An 11934-nucleotide genomic window follows, 5' to 3' on the forward strand; every position below is an offset into this window, starting at 1 on the left:
GAGCCGTTGCGCGCACCCATGGCGAACGTCCTCCACGCGATCCAGCGCTTCCGCCGGTCAGCGGAACAGCGGCTGCCCCCCCGGCTGCACGGCGTTCTTGTCTCCGCCGCCCTGATCGGCCTCTGCGCCCTCGGCTATTACCTGCGGCGTCCCTCCGTCTCCCTGGTGCCCACCCTCTATGCGGAGGATGGCTCGATCTTCCTGCAGCAGGCCATCGACCAGGGCGCCGGATCGCTGCTGCAGCTCTATGCGGGCTACAGCCATCTCCTGCAGCGGATCACGGCGCTCACCGCGGTGAACCAGCTCTCCCCGCTGGCCTATCCCGGCTTCTTTCTGCTGGTGGCCTGGCTGTCCTGGCTGCTGCCCCTGATCAGCGTCGAGGCGCTCATCGGCGCCGGGGTGTTCGGCCGGCTGCTGCGGGTGGCCTACATCCCCTACGTCTATGTGCCCTATGCCGGTGAGACCTACCTCAACCTCCCCAACGCCTACATCTTCTTCCCGCTCGGCTTCATCCTGATCGCCTACGGGGAGGTGGCCCGGCAGGGCAGCGGCCGCCCGGTGGCCCCCTGGCCCGCGCCCCTGCGGGTGCTGTTGCTCCTCTACGGCCTGGTGGCGGCGCTCACCGGCCCCTTTGTGGCCCTGTACACGATTCCGCTGCTCGTCTTCACCGGCCTGCGCCGCCGCCGGCTGCCGCTGCGGCCCCTGTGGCTCAGCCTGCCGGTGCTGCTCTCCTCCCTGCAGCTCTACGTCTCCCAGCTGCAGACCACCTATCCCCTGTCGACGGCCGAGGCGCTGAAGGCGTTGCTGTCCCGTCCGGCCCTTCTGCTCGATTGGTTCACCGTTCACCTGATCAGCCCGCTGCTGGGGGGCTACAAGCCGTGGTGGTTTTTGCGGACTCTGCCCGATCCTCTGCAGCTGCTGGCGGTGCTGGTGGTCCTGGCCCTGGTGCTGCTGGCGCTGCGGGTGGTGGTGAGTCCCATGGGGCAGCCGGGCCTGCTCTACGTGGCGATCGTTTCCACCCTGGTGCTCTCCCTGTCCAGCCTGCTGGTGGCCACCCGCCGCGGCGTGGACCTGAAACTGGTGGTGATCGAGGATGCCGGCGGGCGTTTCTTCTACTGGAACAGCGTCCTGTTTCTGTCGGTGCTGCTGATCGCCTTCGTGCTGCTGGTGCGGGAGCGCCGCACCCGCCAGAGCATCGCCTGCCGTGCCCTGACGGTCTGGCTGGTGCTGACGCTGGTTTTTTATCACAACAACGTGGTTCCCAGGCCCATCGAGGTGATGACCCCCACCGGAGAGATGCGGACGCTCGACTATGCCGAGCAGCTCCGCGAGCAGTGCCGATGGCCCCACCCGAAACTGACCCACATCTATGGCGGACCGATGTGGAGTTTCCAGCTGGGTGAGCGTGAGATGGCCCGACTCTGCAGTGTGCCTTCCTGAAGTCCGAGCGTTCCTAACGCCCGAACATGCCGACGGCGACGATCGCGTAGCCCAGGGTGATCGCCATCACGCTGGCCGGCTGCAGGGCAGCCGCATCCTTGAGTGAGAACAGCACATACAGCAGCGGATACTGCAGGCTCAGCATCAGCACCGCCAGCTTTCGATCGGCGGCGGGCAGAACGAGGGCGGTGATTCCGAAGGAGGCGCCATAGCAAACAAGCGACGCCGCCAGGTAGAGCGCACCGGTGCGGACGCCCTCGGCCGGTGGACGGATCCGCAAGATGAATTGGCCCAGGCAGGCCGCAAGAACGGCAGTCAAAAGATACACTGCCTGCAGCATGCTTTTTGACAACATTAGCCCATGACGAGATCGCCGCATCATATCGCCATTTGCATTCCCTGTTACAACGAGTCGTCCAACATCGAAGCGCTCTATGTGAGGCTGGCGAAGGTTCTCGAACAGTTCCCAGACGACGTCTTCTCGATCGTTTTTGCCGATAACTGCTCCACCGATCACACGGTGGAATTGATCGAGGGTCTGGCGGCCAGGGATTCCCGCGTCGGCCTGATCCGCAATGTCTCGAACTTCGGCTTCGTGCGCTCCTCGGCCAATGCCCTGCTCGTGCCCGATGCCGACGCCAACGTGTTTCTGATGTCGGACCTGCAGGATCCCCCCGAGCTGGTGGCCGATCTGATCAGGGGCTGGAAGAAGGGCGATGACCAGGTGATCTTCGCCGTGCGGCGCTCCAGCCATGAGAGCCCGATCCTGTTCCTCTGCAAGAAGATCTACTACGCCACGCTCTCCTGGCTGTCCGATTATCCGATGGTGCGCGATACCACCGGCTTCGGTATCTACGACCGCTCCGTGATCCTGGCCCTGCGCCAGTCGATCGATTCCTACCCCTTCATCAAGGGGCTGGTGTGCGCCATCGGCTTCAAGTGGTCCACCATTCCCTACGTCAGCGCCGATCGCAAGGGGGGCAGCAGCTCCGCCTCTCTTTCGTTCCTGGTGGATTTCGGTGTGCTGGGCATCGTCACTTCCTCCCGCAAGCCGATGCGGCTGATCACCACCGCCGGCCTCTCGCTCGGCGCCCTCTCGATCCTGCTGTCGTTCGTGGTGATGGTCAGCAAACTGATCTTCTGGGACAGCTTCCAGTTCGGTGTGGCCATGCTCTCGGTTTCGGCGCTGTTCTTCGCCGGCACCATGATGTTCGCCCTCGGCATCCTGGGTGAATACATCGGCTTCATCAACCAGCGCACCCTGCGCCTGCCCCTGGTGGTGGAGCGCAGCCGCCACAACGTGCCCTCGCGCGAGCGCTGAGCCACCGCCGCCGCCACCCCCGGGCAGCCATGAAAAAGCCGGGCCACCAAGGGCCCGGCAGTTGGTCAGTGGCTCAGCCCAGCGCCTTAGCGGTGGCCACCACGTTCTCGACGGTGAAGCCGAACTTCTCCAGGCAGACGCCGCCGGGGGCGGAGGCCCCGAAGCTGTCGATCGAGACGCTGGCGCCGTCGAAGCCGGTGTACTTGTGCCAGCCGAAGGAGCTGGAGGCCTCCACCACCACCCGCTTGCGCACGGCGGCGGGCAGCACCGACTCCCGATAAGCGGCGTCCTGCTCCTCGAACAGCTCGACACAGGGCATCGAGACCACGCGCACGGCCTTGCCTTCGGTGCTGAGCTGGGCGGCGGCCTTGACGCAGAGGTCGAGCTCGGTGCCGGTGCCGATCAGGATCAGATCCGGGGTGCCGTCGCAGTCGTTGAGGATGTAGCCACCTTTGGCCACCTTCTCGGCGGCGGAGTTGGCCTGGTTGACCATGGCCTGGCGGCTGAGGGCGAGCACCGTGGGGCGCTTGCGGTTGGTGACGGCGACCTTGTAGGCGCCCACCGTCTCGTTGCCGTCGCCGGGGCGGATCACCAGCAGGTTGGGGATGGCCCGCAGGTTGGCGAGGGTTTCCACCGGCTGGTGGGTGGGGCCGTCTTCGCCCAGGCCGATCGAATCGTGGGTGAGCACGTAGATCACGCCCAGCTGGGAGAGGGCCGACAGCCGCATGGCGCCGATCATGTAGCCGGCGAACACCAGGAAGGTGCCGCCGTAGGGGATCAGGCCGCTGTTGTGGTAGGCGATGCCGTTGAGGATCGCCGCCATGGCGTGCTCGCGCACACCGAAGTGCAGGTAGCGGTTGGCTTCATGGCCCTTCTGGAAGCTGGCCTCGCCCTTGATGTCGGTGAGGTTGGAGTGGGTGAGGTCGGCGGAGCCGCCGATCAGCTCGGGCAGGCCCGGGCCGAAGGCGTTGAGGGCGTTGTAGGAGTGCTGGCGGGTGGCCAGGCCCTTGTCCTCGGGGGTGAACACCGGCAGGGACGCATCCCAGCCCTCGGGCAGCTCACCACGCAGCAGGCGCTCGAACTCGGCCGCCTCGGCGGGGTAGTGGTTGCGGTAGGCGGCCAGGCTCTCGTTCCAGGAGGCCTCGGCGGCAGCACCGCGCTGGATGGCCTGGCGCCAGTGCTCGTAGGCGGGCTCGGGCACCTCGAAGGTTCCGTAGCTCCACTCCAGCTGCTGGCGGGTGAGTTCGGCCTCCTCGGCACCCAGGGCAGCGCCGTGCACGCCGGCGGTGTTGGCTTTGTTGGGGGAGCCGTAGCCGATCGTGGTGGTGACCTTGATCAGGCTGGGACGGTCGGTGACCGCCTTGGCCGCCTCGATCGCCCGGGTGATCGCGGCCACGTCGGTGTTGCCGTCCTCGACGTGCTGCACATGCCAGCCGTAGGCCTCGTAGCGCTTCAGCACGTCCTCGGTGAAGGACACGCCGGTGTTGCCGTCGATGGTGATGTGGTTGTCGTCGTAGAGGGCGATCAGCTTGCCCAGACCGAGGTGGCCGGCGAGGGAGGCAGCCTCGCTGGAGACGCCCTCCTGGTTGCAGCCGTCACCCATCAGCACATAGGTGTAGTGGTCGACGATGGTGGCGTCGGGCTTGTTGAACTTGGCCGCCAGGTGGGCTTCGGCGATCGCCAGGCCCACGGCGTTGGAGATGCCCTGGCCCAGGGGCCCGGTGGTCACCTCGACGCCCGGGGTCTCGAAGGTTTCCGGGTGGCCGGGGGTGCGGGATCCCCACTGGCGGAACTGCTTGATGTCCTCCAGGGTCACGCTGTCGTAACCGGTGAGGTGCAGCAGCGCGTACAGCAGCATGCAGCCGTGGCCGGCCGAGAGCACGAAGCGGTCGCGGTTGAACCACTGGGGATTCTTCGGGTTGTGGCGCAGCACCTTGTCCCAGAGGGAGAAGGCCATCGGTGCGCAGCCCATCGGCAGGCCGGGGTGCCCCGAGTTGGACTTGTTGATCGCGTCGACCGCCAGGAAGCGGATGCTGTTGATGCAGAGCGTCTCTACGTGGCTATCGACCTGGGTGGTGGGGGCGGCGACCATGGCTTGACGGGGGAGTGCGGGGAGGAGGGAGGTGTTCCTGGGATGGGCGGACCCGGTGCGCTGGCGCGCCGGGTTGCTCAGGTCATCCGGCGGAAGGCGAGGCAGACGTTGTGGCCACCGAATCCGAAGGAGTTGGAGAGCACGACATTGACGTTGTGTTCCCGGGCCTGGTTGGGCACCACATCCAGATCGCAGGCAGGATCGGGCGTGCTGTAGTTGATCGTAGGCGGTACCAGGTTGTGGGCCACCGCCAGCACCGCGGCGATCGCCTCGATGCCGCCGCTGCCGCCCAGCAGGTGGCCGGTCATCGACTTGGTGGAACTGACCGGGATGGTCATGGCATGGGCCCCGAGGGCCGATTTGATGGCGGCGGTCTCGTTGCTGTCGTTGGCCTGGGTGCTGGTGCCGTGGGCATTGACGTAGTCCACCGCCTCCGGCTCCAGGCGGGCATCGGCCAGGGCCAGGCGGATGGCCTCCGCCGCCCCCACGCCGCCTGGGGATGGCAGGGTGTAGTGGTAAGCGTCGCAGGTCATGCCGTAGCCGACGATCTCGCCCAGCACCCGGGCGCCCCGGGCTGTGGCGTGCTCGAGGCTCTCGAGCACCAGCACCCCCGCCCCCTCGCCGATCACGAAGCCGTTGCGCTCGGCGTCGAAGGGGCGGCTGGCCGTGGCGGGGTCGTCGTTGCGGAACGACAGGGCCCGGGCGCTGGCGAAGCCGGCCACCCCGAGGGGGGTGATCGCCGATTCGGCACCGCCGCAGACCATGGCGTCCGCCAGGCCCAGCTGGATGAGCCGGAAGGCATCGCCGATGGCGTTGGAGCCGGCGGCGCAGGCGGTGGCCACGGCGCTGCTGGGCCCGCGGGCGCCGATGGCGATGGCGGCCAGTCCGGTGGCCATGTTGGGAATCATCATCGGCACGCAGAACGGGCTGACCCGGTCGGGACCGCGGTCGGCCAGCACGTGGGCCTGGGTTTCCATCATCAGCAGCCCGCCCACGCCGGAGCCGATGGCGACCCCGATCCGCGCGGCGTTGCCGTCATCGATGGTCAGGCCGGCATCGGCCACCGCCTGCTTGGCGGCGACCACCCCGAACTGGCAGAAGCGATCCCAGCGCTTCGCCTCCTTGGGCTCCAGCCAGCCGGCCGTGTCGAAGTCCTTGACTTCGGCGGCAAAGCGGCAGGCATGGCGGGAGGCATCAAAAAGGGTGATCGGCGCCACCCCGTTGCGGCCGCTGGTCAGCCCCTCCCAGTAATCCGCGACGTTGTTGCCGATCGGTGTGACCGCGCCCAGGCCGGTGACGACGACGCGGCGGAGACCCTCCACCATGGACGCCTCAGGCCTGCTTCTCTTGGATGTATTTGACGGCGTCACCCACCGTGGTGATCCCTTCGGCCGACTCGTCGGGGATCTCGATGTCGAAGGCTTCCTCCAGGGCCATCACCAGCTCGACGGTGTCGAGGGAATCGGCTCCCAGATCGTTCTGGAAATTGGATTCCGGCTTGACCTCGTCAGCCTCCACACTGAGCTGTTCGGCAACGATCGACCGGACTTTCTCGAAGATCGCTTCCTGGGACATGGCTGCTGTGAGGGAGGCAGCATCCTACGGGTCGCCCTGTTCGGGCCCTTTCCGCGTATGAACAAGGGTGACGGCCGGCGGCGGGTGTCGCCCTGCGCCGGAACGGTGTGGGTACTTTGGGCACCTCGCCGTTCGTTCCCGGCCCTGGCATGTCCCACGCCGTCAAGATCTACGACACCTGCATCGGCTGCACCCAGTGCGTCCGTGCCTGCCCCCTCGACGTTCTCGAGATGGTTCCCTGGGACGGCTGCAAGGCCGCCCAGATCGCTTCCTCGCCCCGCACCGAAGACTGCGTCGGCTGCAAGCGCTGCGAAACCGCCTGCCCCACCGACTTCCTGAGCATCCGCGTCTACCTCGGCGACGAGACCAGCCGCTCCATGGGCCTGGCCTACTGACCATCGGCGCCGCCGCTGCCCTCCCATAAGCTCATGCCCGGCGCCTGCGCCGGGCTTTTTTTTGGCCTACCTGTCTATGTGCGGCATCGTTGCCCTGATCGGCTCACGGGAGGCGGCCCCCCAGCTGCTGGAGGGCCTGCGCCAGCTGGAGTACCGCGGTTACGACTCCGCCGGCATCGCCACCGTGGACGGGGCCGGTCTCCACTGCCTCAAGGCCGAGGGCAAGCTGGTCAACCTCACGGCCCGCTTCGAGGAGCGGGGCGCGCCGGGCCAGTGCGGCATCGGCCACACCCGCTGGGCCACCCACGGCAAGCCGGAGGAGCGCAACGCCCACCCCCACCTTGACGGCAGCGGCCAGCTGGCCGTGGTGCAGAACGGCATCATCGAGAACCACCGCAGCCTCCGCGAGGAGCTGCAGGCCGAGGGGGTGGAGTTCCGCTCCGACACCGACACCGAGGTGATCCCCCACCTGCTCGCCCGTTGCCTGCGGCAGCGGCAGGCCGAGGGGGCCACGGCTTCGCCGGCGCTGCTGCTGGAGGCCTTGCAGCAGGTGCTGCCTCTGCTGCACGGGGCCTATGCCCTGGCGGTGGTGTGGGCGGCGGTGCCCGGGGCGGTGGTGGTGGCCCGGCGGCAGGCGCCGCTGCTGATCGGACTGGGTGAGGGGGAGTTCCTCTGCGCCAGCGACACCCCGGCCCTGGCCGGCTTCACCCGCACGATCCTGCCCCTGAAGGACGGCGAGGTGGCCCTGCTCACGCCCCTGGGCATCGAGCTCTACGACGGCTCCGGGGCTCGGGTGCAGCGCAACCCGACGCTGCTGGTGGGCACCGAGCACGTGGCGGACAAGCGCAGCTTCCGCCACTTCATGCACAAGGAGATCCACGAGCAACCCGAAACGGTGGCCCTGTGGGTGGCCCGCCATCTGCCCGAGGGCGCCCTGGTGGCCCTTCCCCTCGATGAGTCCGTCTACGAGGGGGTGGAGCGGATCCAGATCCTCGCCTGCGGCACCAGCCGCCATGCGGCCCAGGTGGGGGCCCATCTGCTCGAGCAGCTGGCCGGCCTGCCCACGTCGGTGTTCTACGCCAGTGAATTCCGCTACGCCCCGCCGCCGCTGGAGCCCCACACGCTCACCATCGGCGTCACCCAGTCAGGGGAGACGGCCGACACCCTCGCCGCCCTGGCGATGGAGCAGGACCGGCGCTTCCTCGTGGCCGATCCGGCCTATGCCCCCAGGCTGCTGGGCATCACCAACCGCCCGGAGAGCTCCCTGGGCCGCCTGGTGCCCCACCTGCTCGACATCGGCGCCGGTATCGAGGTGGGGGTCGCCGCCACCAAGACCTTCCTCGGCCAGCTGCTGGCCTTCTATGGCCTGGCCCTGGCCTTCGCCGAGCGCCGGGGCGGCACCGCCCATCCCCTCGGTGGCGGCCGCACCCCCGCCCAGCTGCGGGAGCTGGTGGAGCAGCTGCGCGCCCTGCCCGCCGTGCTGCAGCGCCTGGTCGACGACCACGACCGCTGCTGCGCCGAGCTGGCCCACCTGTTCGCCGACACCCAGGACGTCATCTTCCTGGGGCGGGGCATCAACTACCCGATCGCCATGGAGGGGGCCCTCAAGCTCAAGGAGATCAGCTACATCCACGCCGAGGGCTACCCGGCCGGTGAGATGAAGCACGGCCCGATCGCCCTGCTCGACGCGCGGGTGCCGGTGGTGTCGATCGCCGTGCCGGGAACCGTGTTCGAGAAGGTGCTCTCCAATGCCCAGGAGGCCAAGGCCCGCGACGCCCAGCTGATCGGCGTGGCGCCCGCCTGCCCGGACACCGAGCTGTTCGACGTGCTGCTGCCCCTGCCCGAGGTGGACGAACTGCTCAGCCCCCTGCTTACGGTCATCCCGATGCAGCTGCTGAGCTATCACATCGCCGCCCACCGGGGTCTGGATGTCGATCAGCCGCGGAACCTGGCCAAGAGCGTCACGGTCGAATGAGGGTGTGACGCTGCGGAAAACCTCCGGTCGGCGAGCCGGCCAAGGCCGGCAACGCCGCCTCCGGTTCACCGCAGCGTCACACCCTCCCCGGGGGGGCGGGAGTCTCCAGGAGCCTCCCCCTCCCCTCTGCCAGCTCCTCCTGCGCTGAGGGCGCCGGCCTTCGGTCGGCGCCCTCAGCGCCACAGGCTGGTGCCCGCCCAGAGCTGGCCGAGTTGAAGGTCCAGGTCCCTGCCGACGAAGGGGAGACCGTTGTTGGGGGAGAAGGTGACCTCGTTCAGGAAGATCCGCCCGTCGTCCCCCACCATCAGGTCTACCCTGACCGCGTGGAACGGGCCGGCGAGCGCGCGGGCCACCTCCAGGCAGCGCCGCTGGAGCAGTTCGCTGAGCTGGAAGTCCTCCAGCCGCTTCTCCACGGGATCCTGCTCGGCGAGGGGGACGAAACGTCCGTCCAGCAGCAGGCGACGGTTCGGCTCTCCCCTCTGCAGCGCCTTGGCGAAGATCGTGATCAGGGCAACCTCGCCCCCGAGCACATAGAAGAGCAGGGACAGCGACGGGATGCGGGACGAGATCGACTTCTCGATCAGGAGGCGCCGAGGGAACGCGTTGTACCACCATTCCCCGTGCTCGAGGCCGAAGGGGCGGCTAAGCCACCGTTGGCAGCTGGCCTCCAGGGCCTCACGCTGCCCTGGCTCCAGTGGGTAGCGGATCAACCGGACCATGTCCGAGCCGTGGCTGGCCTTGAGGTAGTACACGCCCGCCGCCAGGGCCCCATTGGCGGGCAGCAGGGGCTGGTCGTGGTGCCAGACCACCTCCGGCACGCTCACCCGCTCCCCCAGGGGTGGGGGCAGGAAGCTGCCGGTGAGCAGCTTGTTGCCGCTCTCGGGCACCTTGATGGGGGCGAAGAACTTGGCGTGGTTCACCTTCTCGGAGTAGAGGCGAGGCCTGGCGAGATCGGGGTACCGGCCGCAGGCCCTCCGGTAGGAGGCCAGGACGTTCTGCAGGGCCGCGATCAGCTCCTGGCGGCTGTAGTGGTCGATGCCGCGTCGGTACCCCTCGGGTGGGGCCGTCGCGAACGGCGACGGGATGGCGCGCTCCATCGTCCGCAGGAGGCGGCGGGCCAGGTGGCGGCTGATGGCCGCCGACAGGGCGCGTCTAAGGGGTCGCAGGGGCCGTTCCGCCCCTGCCATGAACCTGGACACGCTCCTCAAGGGCAGGCGAGAGGCGCGTCGCTGCGCCCGTAACGATCGTCGAAGCGGACGATGTCGTCCTCCCCGAGGTAGGGGCCGCTCTGCACCTCGATCAGCTCCATGGGGATCTTGCCGGGGTTGGTGAGGCGGTGCCGGGCGCCGAGGGGGATGTAGGTGCTCTGGTTCTCGCCCACCAGCTCCTCCACGCCGTCCTTCTCCACGACGGCGGTGCCCCGCACCACCACCCAGTGCTCGGCCCGGTGGTGGTGCATCTGCAGGGAGAGGCTGGCGCCGGGCTTCACCGAGATCTTCTTGACCTGCCAGCGCTCCCCTTCCACCACCCCGTCGTAGTGGCCCCAGGGGCGGTAGATGCGGCGGTGGGCCCGGCTTTCCGGAGCCCCGTCCCGCTCCAGCCGGCCGACGATGCCCTTCACCTCCTGGGCGCGGTCGCGGTGGGCCACGAGCACCACGTCGTCGGTCTCGACCACCACTAGGTCCTCCACCCCCAGCCCCACCACCAGGCGGTGCTCGCTGCGCAGGTAGCAGTTGCGGCTGCCCTCGCTGATCACCCGGCCCCGCAGCACGTTGCCTTCCAGGTCCTGCTCCGAGGTCTCCCACAGGGCCGCCCAGCTGCCCACGTCGCTCCAGTCGGCATCGAGGGGCAGCACCACGCCCCGGTCGGTCCGCTCCATCACCGCCACGTCGATGGCGATGCTGGGGCCGTTGGCGAAGGCCTCCCGTTCCAGCCGCAGGAACTCCAGGTCGGCGCTGTCGTGCTCCAGGGCCGTGCGGCAGGCGCTCACCACCTCGGGCACGAAGCGATCCAGCTCCGCCAGGATGGCGCTGGCGCGGAACAGGAACATGCCGCTGTTCCAGGTGAAGCGGCCGGTGGCCAGGAACGCTTCGGCGGTGGCCCGGTCGGGCTTCTCCACGAAGCGGGCGATCGGCACGGGAGTGGCGGCCAGGGGTTCGGCGGCCTCGATGTAGCCGTAGCCCGTCTCGGGGCTGGTGGGCACAATGCCGAAGCTGACCAGCTGGCCGGCGGTGGCGGCGGCCATGCCGGCGGCCACGGTGGCGCGGAAGTCGGCGGCCCGGCGGATGACGTGATCGGCCGCCAGGATCAGCAGCAGGGGGTCCTCGCCGCGGGCGGTGGCCTGCAGCGCCGCCACCGCCACCGCCGGGGCGGTGTTGCGCCCCACCGGCTCCAGCAGGATCGCCGCCGGCTCGACGCCGATCTGGCGCATCTGCTCGGCCACGATGAAGCGATGGTCCTCGTTGCAGATCAGCAGCGGCGGCGCCAGGTCCGGCAGCCCCAGGAGACGCTGGTGGGTCTGCTGCAGGAGGGTGTCCTCGGTGGTGCCGGCCAGGGGCCAGTACTGCTTCGGATAGCTGGCCCGGGAGAGGGGCCAGAGGCGGGTGCCGGTGCCGCCGCAGAGGATCACCGGGACCAGGGAGGGGGTAGCCATCGCGGTGGCAGCTGTCCCGCAGGACCATCAGACGGGCCCATTCAACCTGAGCCGGCCCCGGCCGTCAGCGTCGGGGTGCACCCCGGACGGTTTCAGAGGTCCAGAAGCCCGGGGGGCGGCGTCAGGCCGATCCAGCCCTCCGCCAGGTTCACCTCCGGCACGATCGCCGCCACGAAGGGGATCAGCCGCCGCCGGCCGCCGTCGCTGAGCTCCACCTCCAGCAGATCGTTGCCCCCGTGGATCAGGTCGGTCACGGTGCCGATCGGAGCCTGGGAATCCGGCAGCAGCCGCACCTGCAGCCCCACCAGATCGAGCAGGTGGAACTCCCCCGGTCCCAGGGCGGGACGGTCGGCGGCCGGCACCATGAGGTGATGGCCCACCAGGCCTTCGGCGGCGGTGCGGTCGCCGATGCCCTCCAGGCGCAGCACGAACAGGCTCTTGCCCGGCACGGGCCTGCCGGCCAGCAGCCGCACCGGCCGGGGG

General features: G+C 68.9%; 11 protein-coding genes. 4 read left to right on the plus strand and 7 right to left on the minus strand.

Features of this window, described 5'->3' with window-relative positions; all coding sequences use genetic code 11:
- Window positions 1-18: 18 nt before the first annotated feature.
- Window positions 19-1440, plus strand: a complete 1422-nt coding sequence (locus VB737_RS08870) for a hypothetical protein (RefSeq protein ID WP_500312495.1) — start codon at window positions 19-21, stop codon at window positions 1438-1440.
- A gap of 13 nt (window positions 1441-1453) precedes the next feature.
- On the opposite strand, the gene VB737_RS08875 is transcribed toward VB737_RS08870, so the two are convergent.
- On the minus strand, window positions 1454-1792 hold the full coding sequence (locus tag VB737_RS08875) for a hypothetical protein (RefSeq protein WP_500312496.1): 339 nt from the start codon (window positions 1790-1792) through the stop codon (window positions 1454-1456).
- A gap of 9 nt (window positions 1793-1801) precedes the next feature.
- Here VB737_RS08875 and VB737_RS08880 point away from each other — a divergent pair, with 9 nt between their 5' ends.
- Window positions 1802-2761, plus strand: coding sequence for a glycosyltransferase family 2 protein (locus VB737_RS08880; RefSeq protein ID WP_500312497.1), 960 nt, complete (start codon window positions 1802-1804; stop codon window positions 2759-2761).
- A 73-nt stretch (window positions 2762-2834) separates the two neighbouring features.
- On the opposite strand, the gene tkt is transcribed toward VB737_RS08880, so the two are convergent.
- The 3 genes from tkt to acpP all read right to left on the minus strand — a co-directional run bounded on the left by tkt (window position 2835) and on the right by acpP (window position 6428).
- Window positions 2835-4853: a transketolase gene (gene tkt, locus VB737_RS08885; protein ID WP_500312498.1), complete on the minus strand. Its 2019-nt coding sequence runs from the start codon at window positions 4851-4853 to the stop codon at window positions 2835-2837.
- Window positions 4854-4930: 77 nt separating this feature from the next.
- Window positions 4931-6178, minus strand: coding sequence for a beta-ketoacyl-ACP synthase II (gene fabF, locus VB737_RS08890; RefSeq protein WP_500312499.1), 1248 nt, complete (start codon window positions 6176-6178; stop codon window positions 4931-4933).
- Window positions 6179-6185: 7 nt separating this feature from the next.
- The gene (gene acpP, locus VB737_RS08895) at window positions 6186-6428 is read right to left on the minus strand and encodes an acyl carrier protein (protein ID WP_035833476.1); all 243 of its coding nucleotides are present in this window, start codon (window positions 6426-6428) and stop codon (window positions 6186-6188) included.
- A 149-nt stretch (window positions 6429-6577) separates the two neighbouring features.
- Between acpP and psaC the strand changes: the two genes are divergently transcribed.
- Both psaC and glmS read left to right on the plus strand, forming a co-directional pair.
- On the plus strand, window positions 6578-6823 hold the full coding sequence (gene psaC, locus VB737_RS08900; protein ID WP_011377242.1) for a photosystem I iron-sulfur center protein PsaC: 246 nt from the start codon (window positions 6578-6580) through the stop codon (window positions 6821-6823).
- Between the two features lie 76 nt (window positions 6824-6899).
- Window positions 6900-8798 carry a glutamine--fructose-6-phosphate transaminase (isomerizing) gene (glmS, locus tag VB737_RS08905; protein WP_500312503.1) on the plus strand — a complete coding sequence of 633 codons (1899 nt, stop codon included), beginning with the start codon at window positions 6900-6902 and terminating at the stop codon, window positions 8796-8798.
- Between the two features lie 173 nt (window positions 8799-8971).
- Here the strand turns inward: glmS and VB737_RS08910 are convergent, their stop codons facing one another.
- From VB737_RS08910 to rimM, 3 genes are all read right to left on the minus strand, one after another.
- The gene (locus VB737_RS08910) at window positions 8972-9985 is read right to left on the minus strand and encodes an ATP-grasp domain-containing protein (RefSeq protein WP_500312500.1); all 1014 of its coding nucleotides are present in this window, start codon (window positions 9983-9985) and stop codon (window positions 8972-8974) included.
- A 17-nt stretch (window positions 9986-10002) separates the two neighbouring features.
- Entirely contained in the window at window positions 10003-11451 is a 1449-nt protein-coding gene (locus VB737_RS08915) for a mannose-1-phosphate guanylyltransferase/mannose-6-phosphate isomerase (protein WP_500312501.1), read from the minus strand.
- A gap of 92 nt (window positions 11452-11543) precedes the next feature.
- Window positions 11544-11934: ribosome maturation factor RimM (gene rimM, locus VB737_RS08920; RefSeq protein WP_500312502.1), on the minus strand; the 391-nt coding region annotated here is incomplete at its 5' end.

The sequence above is a fragment of the Synechococcus sp. BA-120 BA3 genome, assembly GCF_034931285.1.
In the GTDB taxonomy this organism is placed as follows: Bacteria; Cyanobacteriota; Cyanobacteriia; order PCC-6307; family Cyanobiaceae; genus Cyanobium.

Coding starts and splice junctions, on each gene's coding strand:
- VB737_RS08870 (WP_500312495.1), top strand. CDS start 19: ATGGCGAACGTCCTCCACGCGATCCAGCGCTTCCGCCGGTCAGCGGAA.
- VB737_RS08880 (WP_500312497.1), top strand. CDS start 1,802: ATGACGAGATCGCCGCATCATATCGCCATTTGCATTCCCTGTTACAAC.
- tkt (WP_500312498.1), bottom strand. CDS start 4,853: ATGGTCGCCGCCCCCACCACCCAGGTCGATAGCCACGTAGAGACGCTC.
- fabF (WP_500312499.1), bottom strand. CDS start 6,178: ATGGTGGAGGGTCTCCGCCGCGTCGTCGTCACCGGCCTGGGCGCGGTC.
- acpP (WP_035833476.1), bottom strand. CDS start 6,428: ATGTCCCAGGAAGCGATCTTCGAGAAAGTCCGGTCGATCGTTGCCGAA.
- psaC (WP_011377242.1), top strand. CDS start 6,578: ATGTCCCACGCCGTCAAGATCTACGACACCTGCATCGGCTGCACCCAG.
- glmS (WP_500312503.1), top strand. CDS start 6,900: ATGTGCGGCATCGTTGCCCTGATCGGCTCACGGGAGGCGGCCCCCCAG.
- VB737_RS08910 (WP_500312500.1), bottom strand. CDS start 9,985: ATGGCAGGGGCGGAACGGCCCCTGCGACCCCTTAGACGCGCCCTGTCG.
- VB737_RS08915 (WP_500312501.1), bottom strand. CDS start 11,451: ATGGCTACCCCCTCCCTGGTCCCGGTGATCCTCTGCGGCGGCACCGGC.